The organism is Klebsiella sp. 4_1_44FAA (assembly GCF_000238715.1).
Classification (GTDB): Bacteria; Pseudomonadota; Gammaproteobacteria; order Enterobacterales; family Enterobacteriaceae; genus Klebsiella; species Klebsiella pneumoniae.
In genome coordinates, this window is record NZ_JH414804.1 from 35,868 (window position 1) to 57,180 (window position 21,313).

Below are 21,313 nucleotides of genomic sequence, written 5' to 3' on the forward strand. Positions count from 1 at the left end.
CCCCTCGCTCGCGGCTGTCTCCCGGATGGCACGGCGTTCATCCGGGATTCGGTTCGCCATTTTACGCCATCAGCATCTTCACCACCGCTTTGCGCACCTTCGCCGGGGCGCCAACGGCGCACAGCGGTTTATGCACTTCGCCGGGATAAAACACCACAAAGTCCCCTTCGTTAAGGATCACCGTTTTCTCCTGCTGGCCTTCGGCAAGAAAAGCGATGTCTTTCTCCGCCAGCCAGTCGGTCTGCGGCTCTCCTGGCGGCAAGGTGCTGAAGGTCATCCCCTCGCTGCCGCGGAGGACAATCTGGATATCGAGATAGCGAGCATGGTATTCCGCGCGGCGCGCGGCCTGCGGCTCGGTGGTGTCTTCGGAGATCAGATAAAACAGGTTGTCGCCGTCGATAGCGTGTTTACCCAGCGGCGTCGCCTCGCTGACCTGAGCGATAACCTGTTCGATAGCCTCGCGCAGCGCGGCAGGCAGCCATGGCTGCAGATGGTGGATATTGCCAATAATCATTGCTTACCTCAAATATAAAACAGCATTTCATTTCTTTGTTTTATACCCCCATCACCGCTGCCATACCAGTACAGTTTCACGCTTCTTTGCGCTGGCGCACTTTTCGACAGGCAAACGATTACCTGTTTGTGAATGAATCGCTTGATCGTCATAACGGTCTGCGTATAATGCCAGTCGTTTTGCCGGGAGGAAGCATGGCCAATTGCGTACGACATTCTGTCTTAGCGCGTCTCAATGCAGACGCTGGCCTGCCGTTTTTCTTTCCGTTGCTCATTGGATTCCCGAAGCCCCTTATTTAAGGGGCTTTTTTTTTGCCCAGGCGTCAGGAGATAAGCATGGCTAACCCGCTATATCAAAAACATATCATTTCCATAAACGATCTCAGCCGCGAAGACCTCGAACTGGTGCTGGCGACGGCGGCAAAGCTGAAAGCCAATCCACAACCCGAGCTGCTGAAGCATAAGGTTATCGCCAGCTGCTTCTTTGAAGCCTCGACCCGCACCCGCCTCTCTTTTGAAACCTCGATGCACCGCCTGGGCGCCAGCGTGGTCGGCTTTTCCGACAGCGCCAACACCTCACTGGGCAAAAAAGGGGAAACGCTGGCGGATACCATCTCCGTCATCAGCACCTACGTCGACGCCATCGTGATGCGTCATCCGCAGGAGGGCGCCGCGCGCCTGGCGACCGAATTCTCCGGCGGCGTGCCGGTACTGAACGCCGGCGACGGCGCTAACCAGCACCCGACCCAAACCCTGCTCGACCTGTTCACCATTCAGGAGACCCAGGGCCGCCTCGAAAACCTCAACGTGGCGATGGTCGGCGATCTGAAGTATGGCCGTACCGTCCACTCCCTGACCCAGGCGCTGGCCAAATTCAACGGCAACCGCTTCTACTTCATCGCCCCGGACGCGCTGGCCATGCCGCAGTACATCCTCGATATGCTCGATGAAAAAGGCATCGCCTGGAGCCTGCATAGCGCCATCGACGACGTGATGGCGGAAGTGGATATTCTGTACATGACCCGCGTGCAGAAAGAGCGTCTGGATCCGTCGGAATACGCCAACGTCAAAGCGCAGTTCGTCCTGCGCGCCGCCGACCTCGAAGGGGCGCGCGCCAATATGAAGGTGCTGCACCCGCTGCCGCGCATTGACGAAATCACCACCGATGTCGATAAAACACCGCACGCCTGGTACTTCCAGCAGGCCGGTAACGGCATCTTCGCCCGCCAGGCGTTACTGGCACTGGTACTGAATAGCGAGCTGGCACTGTAAGGGGGAATGAGAGATGACACACGACAATAAACTGCAGGTAGAAGCGATCAAACGCGGCACCGTGATTGACCATATCCCGGCGCAGGTCGGCTTTAAGCTGCTCACCCTGTTCAAACTGACCGAAACCGACCAGCGCATCACCATCGGCCTGAACCTGCCCTCCGGCGAGATGGGCCGCAAGGATTTGATTAAAATCGAGAACACCTTCCTGACCGACGAGCAGGTTAACCAGCTGTCGCTGTACGCCCCGCAGGCGACGGTAAACCGCATTGATGATTACGAAGTGGTGGGCAAATCCCGCCCGAGCCTGCCGGATCGTATCGACAGCGTGCTGGTCTGCCCGAACAGCAACTGTATCAGCCACGCCGAACCGGTTTCTTCCAGTTTTGCAGTGAAAAAACGCGCTGATGACATCGCACTCAAATGCAAATACTGCGAAAAAGAGTTTTCTCATTATGTGGTGCTGGCCAACTAAATGCGGTTGGTATTGGTGGTAGGCCTCCCTATAATGGCTACCACCCTACGCTTCGTCCTTCAGGCGGCGTCTGCGCCGGCGATGCAGCGCTTACCGCCTGGCGGCAACCTGAATGATTTTGCGTAACATTACTCAGTTCATCTGGAGATAACATGAGCAAAACTATTGCGACGGAAAATGCACCAGCGGCGATTGGCCCCTACGTTCAGGGCGTTGACCTCGGCAGCATGATCATCACCTCTGGCCAGATCCCGGTCGACCCGAAAACCGGCAGCGTCCCGGAAGACGTGTCCGCGCAGGCGCGCCAGTCGCTGAACAACGTGAAAGCGATCGTTGAAGCCGCAGGCCTCACCGTCGGTGATATCGTCAAGACCACCGTATTCGTCAAAGATCTCAACGATTTCGCTACCGTTAACGCCACTTACGAAGCGTTCTTCACCGAGCATAACGCCACCTTCCCGGCGCGCTCCTGCGTTGAAGTCGCACGTCTGCCGAAAGACGTGAAGATCGAGATCGAAGCCATCGCCGTGCGTCGCTGATCGCTAACCTCGGCATGAAAAAAGGCAGCCCGCAGGCTGCCTTTTTTACGTGGTTCATCCGAAAACGCGTCCCTCACTGCCAGCCGTAGCGGCGGCTGTAGAAGCCCTTCACGGCCTGGGTCAGCACCATATAGCCCGCCAGGATCGCTACCAGCCATGGGAAGTAGCTCAGCGGCAGGGCCTGCAGCTGCAGGTAGCTAGCCAGCGGCGAGAACGGCAGCGCGATACCCACCGCCATCACCACCAGGGTCATGGCGAACAGCGGCCAGGCGGCCCGGCTCTGAACGAACGGAATGCGCCGGGTGCGGATCATGTGCACAATCAGCGTTTGCGACAGCAGCCCTTCGATAAACCAGCCGGACTGGAACAGGGTCTGCATCTCCACGGTATTGGCGTGGAACACCCACCACATCAGGCCGAAGGTGAGGATATCGAAAATCGAGCTGATCGGTCCAAAGAAGACCATAAAGCGCCCGAGATCGGCCGGGTTCCAGCGCTGCGGCTTGCGGATCTGCTCATCATCGACGTTATCAAACGGGATCGCCACCTGGGAAACATCGTACAGCAGGTTCTGAATCAACAGGTGCAGCGGCAGCATCGGCAGAAACGGCAGGAAGGCGCTGGCCACCAGCACGCTGAAGACGTTGCCGAAGTTGGAGCTGGCGGTCATTTTGATGTACTTGAGCATGTTGGCGAAGGTGCGGCGGCCTTCGATTACCCCCTCCTCCAGCACCATCAGGCTCTTCTCCAGCAGAATGATATCCGCCGCCTCGCGGGCGATATCCACCGCGCCGTCGACCGAGATGCCGATATCCGCCGCGCGCAGCGCCGGGGCGTCGTTGATGCCGTCGCCCATAAAGCCCACCACGTGACCTTCACGCTTGAGCAGCGTCACGATACGCTCTTTATGCAGCGGCGCCAGGCGGGCGAACAGCGTGGTGCGTTTGGCCAGCGCCGCCAGTTCGTCGTCGCTCATGGCTTCGATCTGGCTGCCAATCACCACTTCGCCAGCATCCAGTCCCACTTCATGGCACACCTTCGCCGCCACCAGCTCGCTGTCGCCGGTGAGGATCTTCACCGTGATGCCGCTGGCCTTCAGCGCCTTCAGCGCCGGGGCGGTGGTCTCTTTCGGCGGATCGAGGAAGGCGATGTAACCTTCAAGGATCAGGTCCGACTCATCGGCGCGCTGGTAGTCGCCTTCGCGGGCCGGCAGGTATTTGGTCGCCACCGCCACCACCCGTAGCCCCTGTCGGTTGAGGGTATCGGTCACCCGGCGAATGCGGCGCAGCATGGTGTCGTCCAGCGGTACGATATCGCCGTTGTAGCGCACCTGGGTCGAGACGTTGAGGATCTCCTGCAGCGCCCCTTTGCAGATCAGCTGATGCGCGGCGTCATCCTCCTTCACCACCACCGACATGCGGCGGCGTTCGAAGTCGAAGGGTATCTCATCCACCTTCTGCCAGCGTTCCGCCAGCCCGCGGGCGGCATCCAGCTCAACCCCGTCCAGCACCGCGGTGTCGAGCAGGTTTTTCAGGCCGGTCTGGTAGTGGCTGTTGAGCCAGGCGGCATGCAGTACCCGCTCGCAGACCTTGCCGGAGACGTCGGTATGGTTCTCCAGCACAATCTTATCCTGGGTCAGGGTGCCGGTTTTATCAGTGCAGAGGATGTCCATCGCGCCGAAATTCTGAATGGCGTCGAGGTGCTTCACGATGACCTTTTGCTTCGACAGCTTCACCGCCCCGCGCGCCAGCGTCGAAGTGACGATCATCGGCAGCATCTCCGGCGTCAAGCCGACCGCCACCGACAGCGCGAATAGCGCCGCCTCCCACCAGTCGCCTTTGGTGTAGCCATTGATCAGCAGCACCACCGGGGCCATCACCAGCATAAAGCGGATCAGCAGCATGCTGACCCGGCTGATGCCCTTCTGAAAGGCGTTCGGCTCGCTCTCCTGTTCACTGACGCGGCCGGCCAGCTGGCCAAACCAGGTGCGGCCGCCGGTGGCGAAGACGATGGCCTGCGCCGAGCCGCTCACCACGTTGGTGCCCATAAAGCACAGGGTGTCGCACTCCAGCGGGTTTTGCTGCAGCGGATCGCGGCTGCGAGCCACTTTCTCCACCGGCAGCGATTCGCCGGTCAGCGAGGCCTGGGCGACGAACAGATCCCGCGCCTGCAGGATACGCAGGTCCGCCGGGATCATATCCCCCGCCGACAACCGGATAATGTCGCCCGGCACCAGCTGGTCGATAGGCAGCTCCAGCCAGCGGCTCTCCCCCTGCTCGTTCACCACCCGCAGCACGGTGGCGGTGTTGCTCACCATCGCCTTCAGCGCATCCGCCGCTTTGGTCGAGCGCGCCTCCTGGATGAAATTGAGCAATGTCGAGATCCCCACCATCAGGGCGATAACCCCGGCGGCGAACAGATCCTCGGTGGAATAGGAGACGATGCCGAGCACGGTCAGCAGCAAGTTGAACGGGTTGCGATAGCAGGTCCACAGATGCACCCACCACGGGGAGGGCTTCTGCGCCGGGATCTGGTTGTCACCATGTTTGAGGATTTTCGCCGCCACTTCGCCTTCATTGAGCCCTTCAGGGTGGCTGTCAAAGGCGCGCCAGATCTCCTGGTCGTCCATCGCCGCCACGTTCAGGCAATGCTGACCAAGCGATTCAGGAATGGGGCCACTCGCCAGATGGCGGGCGTCCGGCAGCGGATCGCGCTGGACTAAACGACGTGGCAGATGGCGGCTAAGCTGCGCGAACAGCTGCCGGGTATAATTTTTCAGCATAAACAGTCCCTCCGCGCTCGCCAAAGCGAACGCAGCGTTGCCGACGGGCGTAGCAAAACCTACCTGTCAGGCATGTTATTTTTATGGCAGGGACATCAAGGACGTCACTGCTTTACGCTTTCCGGTAAAGCAGTGTTAAACAGGCTTACCGGAAAGAAAGGTTGCTCCATCGAGGATGAGGAGTGGGATCGGGGTCCATAACTATCTCCGGTAAGTGAATATAAACGGCGCGAATTATAGCGCCCTCGCTGAGGATTGTGTGGCAATAATGGCGATGATAAACCCTCGCAACTAAACCGAACGTAAACCAGACTTTGCTCATTGCGGTTTGGTTGAGTAGCATTAGGCTCACTTCTACCATCCCTGACGAGAATTCCGCATGCAGAACCGGCTGACCATCAAAGATATCGCGCGCTTAAGCGGCGTAGGGAAATCGACGGTATCCCGCGTCCTTAACAACGAGAGCGGGGTCAGCGAACGGACCCGCGAGCGCGTCGAAGCGGTGATGCAGCAGCACGGTTTCTCGCCCTCCCGTTCCGCCCGCGCCATGCGCGGCCAGAGCGATAAAGTGGTGGCGATTATCGTCACCCGTCTCGATTCGCTGTCGGAAAACCTTGCCGTGCAGACCATGCTGCCCGCCTTTTATGAGCAGGGTTACGATCCGATTATGATGGAGAGCCAGTTCTCCCCGGCGTTGGTGGAGGAGCATCTCGGCATGCTCGCCCGGCGCAATATTGACGGCGTGGTGCTGTTCGGTTTTACCGGCATCGACGAAGCGATGCTCGCCCCCTGGCGCGACACCCTGGTGCTGATGGCCCGCGACGCTCCCGGCTTCGCCTCGGTGTGCTATGACGACGAGGGGGCCATCACGCTGCTGATGCAGCGGCTCTACGAGCGCGGACACCGCCACATCAGTTTTCTTGGCGTACCGCACAGCGACGTCACCACCGGCGAACGCCGCCATCTGGCCTACCTCGCCTTCTGTAAAAAGCATCGTCTGACGCCCACCGCCGCCCTGCCGGGGCTGGGCATGAAGCAGGGATATGACACCGTCGCCAGCGTGCTGACGGCCGAAACCAGCGCCCTGGTCTGCGCGACGGATACCCTCGCCCTCGGCGCCAGCAAGTACCTCCAGCAGCAGGGTCGCGATGCGCTGCAGCTCGCCAGCGTCGGCAGCACGCCGCTGATGAAGTTTCTCCACCCGGAAATCTTGACCGTCGATCCGGGCTATGCCGAGTCCGGACGCCGGGCCGCCCGGCAGTTGATCGAGCAGATCGCCGGCAGCGTCGATCCCCGCCAGATCGTGATTCCCGCCGCCCTCAATTAATCTCGCTCGGGCGATTTATGTGATCGTCGCCGGGTTTCGGGAACGTTCCCATTTTGCAAATTAAGCGGAACGGTTAGGATGCCCTCAAGGTAAAAACGGCATCTCTCCCCTCTGTTTTTGAGGCTTCATCATGAGCAAAGTAAACCAGCAGGACATCGATAAACTGATCGAACTGGTGGGCGGGCGCGGTAACATCGCCACCGTCAGCCACTGTATTACCCGTTTGCGCTTTGTGCTGAACGACCCGGCCATCGCCAGACCAAAAGAGATTGAGCAGCTGCGCATGGTGAAGGGATGCTTCACTAACGCCGGCCAGTTCCAGGTGGTCATCGGCACCGAGGTGGGCGATTACTACAAGGCCCTGCTGGCGACCACCGGCCAGACCTCCGCCGACAAAGAGCAGGTCAAGCAGGCCGCGCGGCAAAATATGAAGTGGCATGAACAGTTAATCTCGCACTTCGCCGAGATCTTCTTTCCCCTGCTGCCGGCCCTGATTAGCGGCGGTCTGATCCTCGGTTTCCGCAACGTTATCGGCGACCTGCCCATGAGCAATGGCCAGACGCTGGCCCAGATGCACCCGTCGCTGAAAACCATCTATGACTTCCTGTGGCTGATTGGCGAGGCGATCTTCTTCTATCTGCCGGTGGGGATCTGCTGGTCAGCGGTGAAGAAGATGGGCGGCACGCCGATCCTCGGGATCGTCCTTGGCGTCACCCTCGTCTCCCCGCAGCTGATGAACGCCTATCTCCTCGGCCAGCAGGTGCCGGAGGTGTGGAACTTCGGCCTGTTTACCATTGCCAAAGTCGGCTACCAGGCGCAGGTGATCCCGGCCCTGCTGGCTGGCCTGGCCTTAGGCTTTATCGAGACGCGCCTCAAGCGCATCGTGCCTGACTACCTCTACCTGGTGATTGTCCCGGTCTGCTCGCTGATCCTCGCGGTGTTCCTCGCGCACGCCATTATCGGTCCGTTCGGCCGCCTGATCGGCGACGGCGTGGCCTTCGCGGTACGCCATCTGTTAACCGGCAGCTTCGCGCCGATCGGCGCCGCGCTGTTCGGCTTCCTCTACGCGCCGCTGGTGATTACCGGTGTCCACCAGACCACCCTCGCTATCGATATGCAGATGATCCAGAGCATGGGCGGCACCCCGGTGTGGCCGCTGATTGCGCTGTCAAATATTGCCCAGGCGTCGGCGGTGGTCGGCATCATCATCGCCAGCCGCAAGCAGAATGAACGTGAAATCTCGGTACCGGCGGCGATCTCCGCCTATCTCGGGGTCACCGAGCCAGCGATGTACGGTATCAACCTGAAATACCGCTTCCCGATGCTGTGCGCAATGATTGGCTCTGGCCTCGCCGGCCTGCTGTGCGGCCTGAACGGCGTGCTGGCGAACGGCATCGGCGTCGGCGGCCTGCCGGGGATCCTCTCCATCCAGCCTACCTACTGGCAGGTGTACGCCATGGCGATGGCTATCGCGGTGGTGGTGCCAATTATCCTCACCAGCGTGGTGTATCAGCGCAAGTACCGTCAGGGCACCTTGCAGATTGTCTAACTTCTTCTTTCGGGGCGCCTTTGGCGCCCCTCGTTGCAGCAGGAAAGTACTATGAATCATCTCCCCCACTGGTGGCAAAACGGCGTTATTTATCAAATCTATCCGAAGAGTTTTCAGGATACCACCGGCAGCGGTACCGGCGACCTGCGCGGCGTCACCTCCCGCCTCGACTATCTGCAAAAGCTTGGGGTCGACGCCATCTGGCTGACGCCGTTCTACGTCTCACCGCAGGTAGATAACGGCTACGACGTGGCGAACTACACCGCCATCGATCCCTCCTACGGCACGATGGCCGACTTTGACGCCCTGGTGACGGAGGCAAAGGCCCGCGGCATCCGTATCGTGCTGGATATGGTGCTGAACCACACGTCGACCGAACATGAATGGTTCCGTCAGTCGCTGAATAAGGAGAGTCCCTACCGCCAGTTCTATATCTGGCGCGATGGCGAACCGGACGCCCTGCCGAACAACTGGCGCTCCAAATTTGGCGGTAACGCCTGGCAGTGGCACGCCGACAGCGGGCAGTATTATCTGCACCTGTTCGCCATTGAGCAGGCGGATCTCAACTGGGAGAATCCGGCGGTGCGCGCCGAGCTGAAAAAGGTCTGCGAATTCTGGGCTGACCGCGGCGTCGACGGTCTGCGCCTCGACGTGGTCAACCTGATCTCAAAAGACCAGACCTTTCCCTGCGATCTGGACGGGGATGGCCGCCGCTTCTATACCGACGGCCCGCGGGTGCATGAGTTCCTGCAGGAGATGAGCCGCGATGTCTTCACCCCGCGTAACCTGATGACCGTCGGCGAGATGTCCTCCACCTCGCTGGAGCACTGCCAGCAGTACGCCGCGCTGGACGGCCGCGAGCTGTCGATGACCTTTAACTTCCACCACTTAAAGGTCGATTATCCCGGCGGAGAGAAATGGACCCTCGCCCGCCCGGACTATGTGGCGCTGAAGGCGCTGTTCCGCCACTGGCAGCGGGGAATGCACAATCGGGCGTGGAACGCGCTGTTCTGGTGTAACCACGATCAGCCGCGCATCGTGTCGCGCTTTGGCGACGAAGGCGAGTACCGGGTGACGGCGGCGAAGATGCTGGCGATGGTGCTGTACGGCATGCAGGGCACGCCCTATATCTACCAGGGCGAAGAGATCGGCATGACCAATCCGCACTTCAGCAGCATCAGCGATTACCGTGACGTCGAAAGCCACAATATGTTTATCGAACGTGCGGCGCAGGGGCAAAGCCCGGACGAACTGCTGGCGATCCTCGCCAGCAAGTCGCGCGACAACAGCCGCACGCCGATGCCGTGGCACGCCGGCGAGAACGGTGGCTTCAGCGACGGTGAGCCGTGGATCGGCCTTGGCGATAATTACCAGGAGATCAACGTCGAGGCGGCGCTGGCGGACCCCGATTCGGTGTTTTATACCTATCAGCAGCTGATTACGCTGCGTAAAACCCTGCCGCTACTGACCTGGGGTGATTACGAGGATCTGCTGCCGGAGCATCCGTCGCTGTGGTGCTATCGTCGTCAGTGGCAGGGGCAAACGCTGGTAGTCGCCGCTAACCTGAGCCGCGAGCTGCAGGCCTGGCAGCCCGCTGAGGCCCCGGGCGAGTGGAAGATGATCATCAGCAACTATGCCGAGACCACCCCGCGCCCGACCGGGCTGACGCTGCGGCCGTTCGAAGCGATATGGTGGCTGCAGGGATAACGCTTTTCCCCGGTGGCGCAACGCTCACCGGGGCTACGATTCGTCAGGCTGGAAGTTATGCGCGGTCGGCATCAGCAATCGCAGCGCTCGCTTGGGGTTGCGCCGAGGCGTGCTCTTCTTTTGCCTTTAGCCGATCCCAGGCGCAGAAGAACGGATAGTAGACCACCAGCGAAATCGCTAAATTCACCACCTGCAGCACCGTGCCGGAGATATGCCCTCCGGTCGCCAGATAGCCGCTGATGAAGATCGGCGTGGTGAACGGCAGCGCGATTCCGGCGGGCGGCGCCACCAGCCCGGTCGCCATCGCGGTATAGGACACGATCACCAGCAGCACCGGCGTTAAAATAAACGGCAGGAAAAAGTACGGGTTCATCACCAGCGGGATGCCAAACACCATCGGCTCGCTGATGTTAAACAATGCCCCGGGCGCGGCAATTTTCCCCAGCTGCTTCATCTGCTGGCTACGGCTACGCAGCAACATAAAAATCACCAGCCCCAGCAGCGCGCCGGTACCTCCGGGGGCAATCCACAGGTCGTAAAATTGCTGGGTAATGATATGCGGGATCGGCTGGCCGTTCTGGAAGGCCGTCAGGTTCTCGGACATATTCGACAGCCACACCGGCTGAATAAATACCAGCACAATCGCGTCGCCGTGCAGGCCCAGGGTCCACAAAATACCAATCAAAATGACTGAAATAATCATGCCCGGCAGCGTACCGCCGACGTGATGCATCGGAATACCGATCAAAGTGGCGATCATGCTGTTGATGTCGCCGAACGGCGAGGCCTCAACCGCCAGGCGCAGCGCCAGCACCACCGCCAGAACACAGAAGCCGGGGATCAGGGCGAGGAAAGATTTCGCCACTGCCGGCGGCACGCCGTCCGGCATGCGGATAACGAGATTGCGGCTGGCGACCAAACGATAAATCTCCGTCGACAGCAGCGAAATGACAATGGCGACAAACAGCCCCTGGCTGCCGACCATGCTCACTGGGATCACCCCTTTAATCACCTCCGCCGCGCCGTGTACCGGCGTAAACAGCGTGTTCTGCGGGATCGTCATCATGAAGGCCACCAGCGACATCGCTCCAGCGCTCAGCGGATCGAGAGTGCGATACTTCTCCGCCAGCCGGTAGGCGATGCCGAAGCTGGAAATCAGCGCCATAATGTCGTAGGTCGCTTTCACCGGGTACAGCATTTTATCGCGCCAGACCTCGCCAAACAGGCCGCTCATCATATCGGCATAGCCGGGGATCGGCAGGTAGGCGAAAATCAGGAAGAATGAGCCAATCAACATAAACGGCATATTGAGAATGATGCCGTCGCGCACCGACAGGACGTGCTTTTGCCCGGCGATTCTCAGCGCCGCCGGCATGACGTAACGTTCAATCCAGCTTGTATTCGACATGGTGTGCTCCCGAGGGGAAATAGCGGTCAGTTAAATTGCGTCAGCCATTGACGGTTGATGGTTAATACTTCATCCAGCAGCGCCTGGGCATCGGTGACGTTACCGACCAGCGGGTTGGTCACCAGCGCCAGCAGTGCGCTTTCGCGACAGCCGTGTACCGCGGCTTCAATCGTCAACCGCTCGAAGGCTTTCACCTGCTGGGTCAGGCCGTTCATCGCCGGCGGCAGCGGGCCGAACGCCAGCGGCCGCGCCCCTTGCGCATCAATAATGCTGTTGGTTTCCACCACCGCATCATCATCCAGGCCATGAATCGCGCCGTTGTTGCGGGTATTCACCACCATCTCCGCGCCCAGGTTGTTGTAGATCGCGTTGATAAGCTCGACGGCCACCTCCGAGTAGTAGGCGCCGCCGCGAAAGCTCAGTTGCTCCGGTTTTTCTTCCAGCTGCGGGTCGGCGTACAGCGCAAACAGCTCCTGCTCGACTTTCATCACCTGTTCGGCGCGGGTGCCCTTGGTTTTCGCCGCGGCGATCTCTTCCGCCAGCATCGCCGGCGTCAGCCAAAAATAGCGATGATAGGGGCACGGAATCGCCTTCAGCGCGCGCAGGAATTCCGCCGGCCACGGCAGCTCTTTAATGTTGTTCATCGACAGCGCCTTACCGTCGCACAGCATGTCGATCACCTTGCCGGTGACATCCTCGCGCCCCTGTAGCACCTTATGCACCCAAACCATATGGTTGAGCCCGGCAAAGCGCAGTTTTACTTCGGACTCCTGGGCGCCCAGCATCCCGACGATCATGTGCTGCATATTGATCGGCACGTTGCACAGGCCGATGATCTTCGCCGTGCTGTAGCGGCTGACCGCCTCGGTGACGATCCCCGTCGGATTAGTAAAGTTGAGAATGAACGCTTCCGGCGCCAGCTGTTCCACTTTGCGCGCCACCTCAAGGATCACCGGGATCGTCCGCAGCGCCTTGGCAAAACCGCCGACGCCGGTGGTCTCCTGGCCCAGCAGGTGGTACTTGAGACCCAGCCGCTCATCGGCGGCGCGCGCCGCCAGCTGTCCGACACGCAGTTGGGTCAGCACAAAGCTGGCGCCGCGGATGGCCTCATCGAGCGTAAAGTGGACGCTGACCGCCACCTGCTCCAGCCCTTTATGTTTCAGCATCCGCCGGGTCAGCGCGGCGATGATCTCCACCTTTTCCCGGCCGGATTCGACATCTACCAGCGCCAGCTCTGTGACCGGAAGCTGCTCGTAACGAACGATAATCCCTTCAATAAGCTCCGGCGTGTAGCTGCTGCCGCCGCCGATAACGGCAATTTTCAGTGCTTGCATAGTGTCCTCTTTTCGGATTTTCGGCATACAGAGCGCCGCGCGCGATCGCCAGGACCGCACGTGATGATGATGAAAAACGGGATGAGAAAATTAGTGTTCGAGCAGGGCTAGCGCTTTATCCAACACCGCGGCGCCGCGCATCATGCCGTAGTCAGCCATATCGATCACCGCCACCGCCTTGCCCTGCGGCGCGGCCAGCGCGGCCAGGCGCCCGGCTTCATATTTAACCTGCGGCCCAAGCAGGATGACGTCGGCGTGTGGCAATTCACGTTCAAATTCCGCCACCGCCACCGCATAGATTTCCAGCGCCAGCGCACGCTGCTGGGCTTCTGCTTTCATTTTGTTCACCAGCATGCTGGTCGACATGCCTGCGGCACAACAGAGTACGATTCGTGGCATTGCGCTTCCCCTTTACGTGTTATCGCTTCAGCCCTCAGGGCCTGGACGACTATATTGTTAATATTGTGTGATAGTGAAGGCTATATGAAAATAATTTTCACCGATGTGATCGAGGCTCAATTTTTGCGCATTTTTATCGCCAGGGTGTCACCCTTTACTGCTCTGACCATAGGAAATATGCGGCGTGGGTGCTATAAAGAGAGACAGTCGATAATTGAAAAATATTTTCAAATGCGGGTTTTGCCAAAGGGAACATGAGGATGGATATCGTAGGTCAGCTGCAGGAAGGAATGCGCCGCTTTAGTGCCCAGGAGTCGCGCGTCGCCACCTTTATTCTACAAAATCTAAGCTTTACCGCCAGCGCCTCTATTGACGAGCTGGCAGCCAGCGCGGGGGTCAGCCCTGCCACCATTACCCGCTTCGCCCGCTCAGTGGGCTGCGATGATATTCGTGATCTGCGTAAACAGCTGGCGCAGGCCAGCGAACGGCGCGCCAGCTGGCTTACGCCGGACAGCGCCGCCCTGCCCGTCGCCTGGCGCGACAAACTTAGCAGCCTTGGCGTTACCCTAACTCGTCAGCTCGGCCATACCGCGGAAGCGGCGGTGGAAAAGTGTAAATCGCGCCTGCTGAGCGCCCGTGCGGTACACTGCTTCGCCCTTGGCGCCCAGGACGTGACGCTGGCCGCGCTGCTCCAGCATCAGCTACTGCCCTCCGGCATCGCGATTAATCTCTGTCAGGATGCGGCGCTGATGCGGCTGACCGCCAGCACCCTCAATGACGATCATCTGCTGCTGGTGCTGGCCACTGCCGAGGCCAACCCTGTGTTGCAAAGCGCCACCTTGCAGGCGCGCACGCAGGGAGTGACCATTATTGCTCTGACGCCGGAACAGCACGCCCTTGGCGATATGGCCAGCGCCATCCTGCCGCTGCCCGCTGACCCGCAGCAGGCTCGCTATGCCCTGCTACTGCTGGTCGATCTGCTTAACGATACGTTGATTGCCTGAATATTTGCCCGTTTCATGCGTGAACGGGCTCGATTTTTGCTTATATTTTAAGCGTCTAAATTTACATTTATCGCCAGCGCCCATCATCCGTACTCTCACCTTTTTACCTTGTTCTGGGTCAATAAAATCGCAAACATCTTTGATGCAAATCACTACATATAGAACTTAAAATGCGCCTCGGCCCAACATGTTGTATTAATCGTCTATTATGTCACCATATCTTGTCGATGTCTGGCGGTGATGAGATGTGGATAAAACGGGCCGGATCCGAAGGTAAACAGCACGAGCCGTAGCGTGCAGCGCCTTCGGGATAACCTCCGCCTCTGTGGATAACCTGTTCTATATATGGAGTGATCATGACACCGCATGTGATGAAACGTGATGGCTGTAAAGTGCCGTTCAACTCAGAGCGCATTCAGGAAGCAATTCTGCGTGCAGCTAAAGCAGCGGGAGTCGATGACGCAGACTATTGCGCCACCGTCGCAGAAGTCGTTAGCCAACAAATGCAGGGCCGCGCCCAGGTCGACATCAACGAGATCCAGACCGCGGTGGAAAACCAGCTGATGTCCGGCCCCTATAAGCAGCTGGCGCGCGCCTACATTGAGTATCGCCATGACCGCGATAGCCAGCGTGAGAAGCGCGGCCGTCTCAATCAGGAGATCCGCGGCCTCGTCGAGCAGACCAACTCCGCGCTGCTCAACGAGAACGCCAACAAGGACAGTAAAGTCATCCCGACCCAGCGCGACCTGCTGGCCGGGATCGTCGCCAAGCACTACGCCCGGCAGCACCTGCTGCCCCACGATGTGGTGATGGCTCACGAACGCGGCATGATCCACTATCATGACCTCGATTACTCGCCCTTCTTCCCGATGTTCAACTGCATGCTGATCGACCTGAAAGGCATGCTGACCCAGGGCTTTAAGATGGGCAACGCGGAGATCGAGCCGCCGAAGTCTATCTCTACCGCCACCGCGGTGACGGCGCAGATCATCGCCCAGGTCGCCAGCCATATTTACGGCGGCACCACCATCAACCGCATCGATGAAGTGCTGGCGCCGTTCGTCAGCGAAAGCTTCAAAAAGCATCGCAAAATCGCCGAAGAGTGGCAGATCCCGGATGCCGAAGGCTATGCCCGCGCCCGTACCGAAAAAGAGTGCTACGACGCCTTCCAGTCGCTGGAGTATGAGGTCAACACACTGCATACCGCCAACGGCCAGACGCCGTTCGTCACCTTCGGGTTCGGCCTTGGCACCAGCTGGGAATCGCGGCTGATCCAGCAGTCGATTCTGCGCAACCGCATTGCCGGCCTCGGTAAAAATCGCAAAACCGCGGTGTTCCCGAAACTGGTGTTCGCGATCCGCGACGGCCTGAACCATAAGTTCGGCGACCCGAACTACGACATCAAACAGCTGGCGCTGGAGTGCGCCAGCAAGCGCATGTACCCGGATATCCTCAACTACGATCAGGTGGTGAAAGTCACCGGGTCCTTTAAAACGCCGATGGGCTGCCGCAGCTTCCTCGGGGTATGGGAAAACGAGAACGGCGAGCAGGTGCATGATGGACGCAATAACCTCGGCGTGATCAGTCTCAACCTGCCGCGCATCGCCCTGGAAGCGAAAGGCGATGAAGCCGCCTTCTGGGCGCTGCTGGACGAGCGCCTGCAGCTGGCGCGTACAGCGCTGATGACCCGTATCGCCCGCCTGGAAGGAGTGAAGGCTCGCGTGGCGCCGATCCTGTATATGGAAGGCGCCTGCGGCGTGCGGCTGAAAGCCGACGACGACGTCTCCGAGATCTTCAAAAACGGCCGCGCGTCCATTTCTCTGGGCTATATCGGTATCCATGAAACCATCAATGCGCTGTACGGCAACCAGCATATGTACGACAGCGAGGCGCTGCGTGAGAAAGGCGTGGCCATCGTCCAGCGCCTGCGCGACGCCGTCGATTTGTGGAAGGAAGAAACCGGCTACGGCTTTAGCCTGTACAGCACGCCGAGCGAAAACCTGTGCGATCGCTTCTGCCGTCTCGACACCGCCGAGTTTGGCGTGGTGGAAGGGGTAACCGACAAAGGTTACTACACCAACAGCTTCCACCTCGACGTGGAGAAGAAGGTCAACCCGTACGACAAGATCGATTTCGAAGCGCCGTACCCGCCGCTGGCCAACGGGGGGTTCATTTGCTACGGCGAGTACCCGAATATCCAGCATAACCTCAAGGCGCTGGAAGACGTGTGGGATTACAGCTATCAGCACGTGCCGTACTACGGGACCAATACGCCGATCGATGAGTGCTACGAGTGCGGTTTTACCGGCGAGTTCGAGTGCACCAGCAAGGGCTTTACCTGCCCGAAATGCGGTAACCACGACGCCGCCCGCGTTTCCGTTACCCGCCGGGTGTGCGGTTATCTCGGCAGCCCGGACGCGCGGCCGTTCAACGCCGGCAAGCAGGAAGAGGTGAAGCGCCGCGTGAAGCACCTGGGCAATGGGCAGATTGGTTAATTCCAGCTGGTTTAGCCCCTCCCCCTCTCCCCAACGGGGAGAAGGGACCGGCCCCGTAGCCGTTTGGCCACTAAGGAGCCGTTCCCGGATCGCGGCGCATAGCGCCTTATCCGGGCTACAACCGCGTATGCGGCTTTTCGTAGCCCGGGCGAGCGCAGCGACGCCGGGAGCCGTTCCCTTTACAAATGCACAGCACCTCCGTTTTCGCAAAGCAATTAGCGTCAGAGCAAGGCGGCAAACGAGGGAATCCCCGGGAGCGTACATTCAGTACGTGACTGGGGTGAGCGAGCGCAGCCAACGCGGCTATGGCGTTAATTGAGAAGCGAAAAATGAATTACCATCAGTACTACCCGGTAGATATTGTCAACGGCCCCGGCACCCGCTGCACCCTGTTTGTCTCCGGCTGCGTCCACGAGTGCCCCGGCTGCTACAACAAAAGCACCTGGCGGGTGAACTCCGGTATGCCGTTTACCGCTGAGATGGCCGACCGTATCATCGCCGACCTCAACGACACCCGCATCAAACGCCAGGGGCTTTCGCTCTCCGGCGGCGATCCGCTGCATCCGCAGAACGTCGCGGAGATCATCAAACTGGTTCAGCGCGTGCGCGCCGAATGCCCCGGCAAAGATATCTGGGTCTGGACCGGCTATAAACTTGATGAGCTGAATGAGGCGCAAATGCAGGTGGTGAACCTGATTAACGTGCTGGTTGACGGTAAGTTTGTGCAGGATTTGAAAGATCCGGCGCTGATCTGGCGCGGCAGCAGCAACCAGGTCGTACATCATTTGCGATAGCGTTTAGAGCCGTTTATTCGCCTGATGATAAACGGCCGCTTTCTCTCTTTTGCCAATGGCAATAACGTAAACCACCACCACACTATCTCGTACTTGATACACCAACCGATAACCTGACGCCTTAAGCTTGATTTTGTAGCAATCCGGTAAATCGCTCAGCCTGGCCGACTCAATTCGCAGATTCTGCACAATCTGCTGGAGCTTATTTTTGAACTGTTTTTTGACCGTCTCGCCAGGCTTCTGCCATTCGCGCCAGGCTCGTGGATCAAACTCCAGTTCATAGGTCATGCAGACTCACCTTAACCCCTGGCCGTGGGTTTTCCAGCCGTTCGCGAACGGTGCGTAATAACGCCGCTTCGCCATCACTGATGGTCATACTTTTCACCGGCATGCGGCCATTTTCCGCAATGTATTGAAACAGCAGGCGTACCGCCTCCGTTGGTGTCATATCGAGTTTCTCCAGCACGGCATAAGCCTCTTTTTTGAGTTTATCGTCCAGTCGAACATTGAGCGTGGCCATTATGCCTCCAGAAAAGGGAATTTTGTAATGCAGTATAGCATTACATTTGAATTACACTCGTATCTGGAAAACGCCTCTCAAAACCGGCTGACGCACTCCATCGCCACCGTTTTAAACTCATCGAAGCTGCGGGTCGCGGCGAGGCGACTCATGGCGCGCTCGCGCAGGAAAGTCACGAAAATATCGTAGATCGCCATCGCCTCCTCATACTCGCGCTTGCTGATAGCGAGCAGGAAGATGAGATGGGCGGTTTCGTCGCCCCAGGCGATGCCCTGCGGGGCGATAACGGTATAAACCACCGTCTTTTTCGCCAGCAGCCCCAGGGAGTGCGGCAGCGCAATGCCATCCCCCAACATGGTGCTGACGATCGCTTCACGTTCCACCACCGAAGCATGAAACTCCGCATCGACAAAGCTTTCCTCCAGCAGCTGCTGGCACAGCTCGGCGAACAGCGTTTGCTGATCCATCGGCTTATCCACCACCCGGAAGTGGGCGGCATCGAAGTACTTATTCAGCATCCACGGACGGGTACGGTCCACCAGCACCAGCTTGCCGATTTGATCCAGCTGATAGTCGGTGGGGAACGGCGCGATGGTCACCACCGGCTTGTCTTTTTCGCCGATCCGCACCGTTGAGATAACGAAATCCGCCTCGATCGCGTCCCGCTGTTCGTACTCGCGCTGGGAGATGGTAGCGGCGATCTCCAGCTGCGAATATTTACGCTGCAGGATCGCCTCGATCATCCGTACCATCGCATTGCTGGTATCGCACACCAGCAGCACCTGCGGCTGACGCTGGTAGCCGATGTTGTAGTGGCGCTCCAGCCCAACGCCGATATGCAGTACCAGAAAGCCGATTTCGTTTTCGCTGATGGTGTACGGAGTATATTTCCCCCAACTGGAGACCGCGGCCAGGGTCATATCCCAGGCCATCGGGTAGTGCTGTTTGATGTTATCCAGCAGCGGATTGGGGATCATGATCTGGTAGCGCACCCGGGTAATCATGGTTTTAATGTGGGTCAGCAGATCGGCATGCAGCTGGGCGTCGTCCAGCAGGTTGTAGTTATACTGGCTGTTGATGTAGCGCAGGATGTAATTGACCAGCGCTTCATCATCGTCGGCGCTGATAGTTTCCGGATCGACATCCTGCACCTGACGGGCCGCGATATGCACGCATAGCCACTCTTCTTCGGCGGGCGATAAAGGTTTCCCGGCCAGCCGCTGCAGCTCACCCGTCAGCTCGCGCGCGGCGTCGCGGACGTTCTGCGCCACATCTTCAGCGCTGAATTCGGCCAGCGGGTAGCCTTCGCTGACGCGGCGCACCACCACCGCGCCATACAGGCAGACAAAGCGCTCGCCGGCGTCGGTGAGGCGAATATGATGCCGCGTGAGCGTCTCCTGCAGCACCGGCTCCAGCAGCGCTGGCACCTCCTCCGCAAAGGCCTCGGCGCCGATCGGCGGCGCGATATCGCCTTGCTGGGTCAGCTCCCACAGCAGGTCGGTCAGGCAGGCGAGAATTGACACCTCGCTGCCGAACAGCTTCATGCCGTGGCGCGGGCGGGTTTCAAGAGTCAGCTGATAGCGCTGGAAGCGCTCGCGCACCTCAACCATGTCATTTTGCAACGTGGCGCGGCTGACGAACCACTCATCCGCCAGGTCTTCCAGCTTGATGGAGAATGCCGAGGTCAGGAAACGCACCAGCAGAAACGTGATGCGATCCTGGGCGGTACGCGGCACGTGCTGCGCCTTCGGCGCGGTCTCCTCCAGCGCCTGGAAACTCGTCGGATTATCTATCTTCAGCTGATAACCGCTGCCGCGGTTAAGGATAAACTGCGCGCCATACTGCGCCAGCAGCGTATTCAGGGCGGTAATATCGGCGCGCACGGTACGGGTGGAAACCGACAGGCGTTGCGCCAGCTCATCCTGCGGCAGCGTTTCATTTCGCAGCAGGGTGAAGAGTTGCGCTAAGCGTTGGTTGGGAAATCGCATGTCAGTTCCTTGTAATTACGGCTCAGGGTTGGGCGGATATCACCATCTGCGATGGGCTACCGACCGGCGTATAGTCGGAGGCAAAGGTTAATTTGCCATCCTTCGGCGCCACGCTGAAGCGGGTAATATTATCGCTACGCTGGTTCATGACGTACAGCCACTGCCCCTGATTATCCAGCGTCAGGGTGCGGGGATAATCGCCACGCGTCCAGATATCTTCCTGGTGACTCAGGCTGCCGTCGGCCAGCACCGTGAAGTGGGCAATGCTGTTATGCAGGCGGTTGGCGACATATAGCTGTTTGCCATCGTTGCTCAACACAAGTCCGGCGGCAAAGCTGGTGCCTTTATACCCTTCCGGCAGCGCGGAGACAGTTTTGCCTTCACGCAGCAGGCCGCTTTGCTTATCCAGATGATAGAAGGTCAGCGTCGACGCTTCCTCGTTAATCAGCCACAGGCCGTCGCCCTGTGGCGTAAAGACGAAGTGGCGCGGGCCGGCTCCCGGCGACGAGGCGGCGATAAACGGCGGATCGTTCGGCGTCAGCTTGCCGCTGGCGCTATCCAGCCGATACTGATAGATCCGATCCAGCCCCAGATCGGTGGAGTAAACAAACTTCCCACTGGGATCCGCGGCGATCATATGGGCGTGAGGGCCATTGTGATCGCTGATGGCGAAGCTGCCCTCGACGGCCGCCGCCGGGCGTTCGGCGCCTGCCGGGCCTTCATCCTGATGCCTGTCCACCGCCTCAGCCAGGCTACCATCTTCTTGCACCGGTAGCACGGCGATACTGCCGCTGACATAGTTAGCCACCAGCAGATGCTTACCGTCCGGCGTCAGGGAGAGATACACCGGCCCGGCGCCGCCGGAGGCGACCTGATTGAGCGCGGTCAGCTCGCCGTTCTTTTCAATGCGCCACGCCTGCACCACGCCTTTTTCGACTTCACTGGCGGCATACAGCGTTTTGCCATCGCGCGACACGGTTAACTGCGCGACGTTCGGCAACGAGCTCACCAGCGTCTTATCGCGCAGGGCGCCGGTTTTGGCATCGACGGTAAAGCGATACAGACCTTCGCCATTGGGGTTATAGGTGCCTACCCAGGCATAGTGGGTTTGCGCGGCGCCCGCGGCGGCGGCAAACAGGGACAGTGAAGCGACAAGCAGATGACGAGCGACAGGCATAGCAACTCCTTGATGGTTCAGTGGGATAAG

The 21,313-nt window shown here is 59.3% G+C and carries 22 protein-coding genes; 12 read left to right on the forward strand and 10 right to left on the reverse strand.

Annotated features, from left to right (window positions below; translation table 11 throughout):
• Nucleotides 1-61 precede the first annotated feature (61 nt).
• A complete protein-coding gene (locus tag HMPREF1024_RS06540) occupies nucleotides 62-514 on the reverse strand; it encodes a YhcH/YjgK/YiaL family protein (RefSeq protein WP_009309302.1) in 453 nt (150 codons plus the stop codon).
• A gap of 194 nt (nucleotides 515-708) precedes the next feature.
• Between HMPREF1024_RS06540 and HMPREF1024_RS29190 the strand changes: the two genes are divergently transcribed.
• From HMPREF1024_RS29190 to ridA, 5 genes are all read left to right on the forward strand, one after another.
• Complete coding sequence (locus HMPREF1024_RS29190; protein ID WP_002886930.1) at nucleotides 709-813, forward strand: pyrBI operon leader peptide; 105 nt, start codon at nucleotides 709-711, stop codon at nucleotides 811-813.
• A complete protein-coding gene (locus HMPREF1024_RS31985; protein ID WP_227650304.1) occupies nucleotides 788-847 on the forward strand; it encodes a pyrBI operon leader peptide in 60 nt (19 codons plus the stop codon). Before HMPREF1024_RS29190 ends, HMPREF1024_RS31985 begins: the two co-directional genes overlap by 26 nt.
• Before the next feature lie 2 nt (nucleotides 848-849).
• Nucleotides 850-1,785, forward strand: a complete 936-nt coding sequence (gene pyrB / locus HMPREF1024_RS06535; RefSeq protein WP_002886928.1) for an aspartate carbamoyltransferase — start codon at nucleotides 850-852, stop codon at nucleotides 1,783-1,785.
• A gap of 13 nt (nucleotides 1,786-1,798) precedes the next feature.
• Nucleotides 1,799-2,260, forward strand: coding sequence for an aspartate carbamoyltransferase regulatory subunit (pyrI, locus tag HMPREF1024_RS06530; protein ID WP_002886927.1), 462 nt, complete (start codon nucleotides 1,799-1,801; stop codon nucleotides 2,258-2,260).
• Nucleotides 2,261-2,412: 152 nt separating this feature from the next.
• Nucleotides 2,413-2,799, forward strand: a complete 387-nt coding sequence (gene ridA, locus HMPREF1024_RS06525; protein ID WP_002886926.1) for a 2-iminobutanoate/2-iminopropanoate deaminase — start codon at nucleotides 2,413-2,415, stop codon at nucleotides 2,797-2,799.
• Nucleotides 2,800-2,872: 73 nt separating this feature from the next.
• Here the strand turns inward: ridA and mgtA are convergent, their stop codons facing one another.
• Both mgtA and mgtL read right to left on the reverse strand, forming a co-directional pair.
• Nucleotides 2,873-5,581 (reverse strand): magnesium-translocating P-type ATPase, encoded by a 2,709-nt coding sequence (gene mgtA / locus HMPREF1024_RS06520; protein ID WP_009309303.1) that lies wholly within the window; start codon nucleotides 5,579-5,581, stop codon nucleotides 2,873-2,875.
• Between the two features lie 145 nt (nucleotides 5,582-5,726).
• Entirely contained in the window at nucleotides 5,727-5,942 is a 216-nt protein-coding gene (gene mgtL, locus HMPREF1024_RS32180; protein WP_219620685.1) for a mgtA regulatory leader peptide MgtL, read from the reverse strand.
• A gap of 18 nt (nucleotides 5,943-5,960) precedes the next feature.
• Here mgtL and treR point away from each other — a divergent pair, with 18 nt between their 5' ends.
• The 3 genes from treR (at nucleotide 5,961) to treC (ending at nucleotide 10,164) form a co-directional block, all read left to right on the forward strand.
• Nucleotides 5,961-6,908, forward strand: a complete 948-nt coding sequence (gene treR / locus HMPREF1024_RS06515) for a trehalose operon repressor TreR (protein WP_009309304.1) — start codon at nucleotides 5,961-5,963, stop codon at nucleotides 6,906-6,908.
• A gap of 130 nt (nucleotides 6,909-7,038) precedes the next feature.
• Nucleotides 7,039-8,457 (forward strand): PTS trehalose transporter subunit IIBC, encoded by a 1,419-nt coding sequence (gene treB / locus HMPREF1024_RS06510; protein WP_004186710.1) that lies wholly within the window; start codon nucleotides 7,039-7,041, stop codon nucleotides 8,455-8,457.
• Between the two features lie 51 nt (nucleotides 8,458-8,508).
• On the forward strand, nucleotides 8,509-10,164 hold the full coding sequence (gene treC / locus HMPREF1024_RS06505; protein WP_009309305.1) for an alpha,alpha-phosphotrehalase: 1,656 nt from the start codon (nucleotides 8,509-8,511) through the stop codon (nucleotides 10,162-10,164).
• Between the two features lie 55 nt (nucleotides 10,165-10,219).
• On the opposite strand, the gene celB is transcribed toward treC, so the two are convergent.
• The 3 genes from celB to HMPREF1024_RS06490 all read right to left on the reverse strand — a co-directional run bounded on the left by celB (nucleotide 10,220) and on the right by HMPREF1024_RS06490 (nucleotide 13,305).
• Entirely contained in the window at nucleotides 10,220-11,572 is a 1,353-nt protein-coding gene (gene celB, locus HMPREF1024_RS06500; protein ID WP_009309306.1) for a PTS cellobiose transporter subunit IIC, read from the reverse strand.
• Nucleotides 11,573-11,598: 26 nt separating this feature from the next.
• On the reverse strand, nucleotides 11,599-12,906 hold the full coding sequence (locus HMPREF1024_RS06495) for a 6-phospho-beta-glucosidase (protein WP_009309307.1): 1,308 nt from the start codon (nucleotides 12,904-12,906) through the stop codon (nucleotides 11,599-11,601).
• 90 nt (nucleotides 12,907-12,996) lie between these two features.
• The gene (locus HMPREF1024_RS06490) at nucleotides 12,997-13,305 is read right to left on the reverse strand and encodes a PTS sugar transporter subunit IIB (RefSeq protein WP_004178377.1); all 309 of its coding nucleotides are present in this window, start codon (nucleotides 13,303-13,305) and stop codon (nucleotides 12,997-12,999) included.
• A gap of 84 nt (nucleotides 13,306-13,389) precedes the next feature.
• On the opposite strand from HMPREF1024_RS06490, the gene HMPREF1024_RS31415 reads away from it, so the two are divergent.
• The 4 genes from HMPREF1024_RS31415 (at nucleotide 13,390) to nrdG (ending at nucleotide 17,598) form a co-directional block, all read left to right on the forward strand.
• Entirely contained in the window at nucleotides 13,390-13,563 is a 174-nt protein-coding gene (locus HMPREF1024_RS31415) for a hypothetical protein (RefSeq protein WP_032408826.1), read from the forward strand.
• A 2-nt stretch (nucleotides 13,564-13,565) separates the two neighbouring features.
• A complete protein-coding gene (locus tag HMPREF1024_RS06485) occupies nucleotides 13,566-14,309 on the forward strand; it encodes a MurR/RpiR family transcriptional regulator (RefSeq protein ID WP_002886905.1) in 744 nt (247 codons plus the stop codon).
• A 356-nt stretch (nucleotides 14,310-14,665) separates the two neighbouring features.
• Nucleotides 14,666-16,804, forward strand: coding sequence for an anaerobic ribonucleoside-triphosphate reductase (nrdD, locus tag HMPREF1024_RS06480; RefSeq protein WP_009309308.1), 2,139 nt, complete (start codon nucleotides 14,666-14,668; stop codon nucleotides 16,802-16,804).
• A 329-nt stretch (nucleotides 16,805-17,133) separates the two neighbouring features.
• Nucleotides 17,134-17,598, forward strand: a complete 465-nt coding sequence (nrdG, locus tag HMPREF1024_RS06475; protein ID WP_004192393.1) for an anaerobic ribonucleoside-triphosphate reductase-activating protein — start codon at nucleotides 17,134-17,136, stop codon at nucleotides 17,596-17,598.
• A 3-nt stretch (nucleotides 17,599-17,601) separates the two neighbouring features.
• Here the strand turns inward: nrdG and HMPREF1024_RS06470 are convergent, their stop codons facing one another.
• From HMPREF1024_RS06470 to HMPREF1024_RS06455, 4 genes are all read right to left on the reverse strand, one after another.
• A complete protein-coding gene (locus HMPREF1024_RS06470) occupies nucleotides 17,602-17,886 on the reverse strand; it encodes a type II toxin-antitoxin system RelE/ParE family toxin (protein WP_009309309.1) in 285 nt (94 codons plus the stop codon).
• Complete coding sequence (locus HMPREF1024_RS06465; protein WP_009309310.1) at nucleotides 17,876-18,118, reverse strand: type II toxin-antitoxin system RelB/DinJ family antitoxin; 243 nt, start codon at nucleotides 18,116-18,118, stop codon at nucleotides 17,876-17,878. The genes HMPREF1024_RS06470 and HMPREF1024_RS06465 overlap by 11 nt, the downstream gene beginning before the upstream one ends.
• A 77-nt stretch (nucleotides 18,119-18,195) precedes the next feature.
• A complete protein-coding gene (locus HMPREF1024_RS06460) occupies nucleotides 18,196-20,106 on the reverse strand; it encodes a transcription antiterminator (protein WP_009309311.1) in 1,911 nt (636 codons plus the stop codon).
• 22 nt (nucleotides 20,107-20,128) lie between these two features.
• On the reverse strand, nucleotides 20,129-21,283 hold the full coding sequence (locus HMPREF1024_RS06455) for a lactonase family protein (RefSeq protein ID WP_009309312.1): 1,155 nt from the start codon (nucleotides 21,281-21,283) through the stop codon (nucleotides 20,129-20,131).
• Nucleotides 21,284-21,313 lie beyond the last annotated feature (30 nt).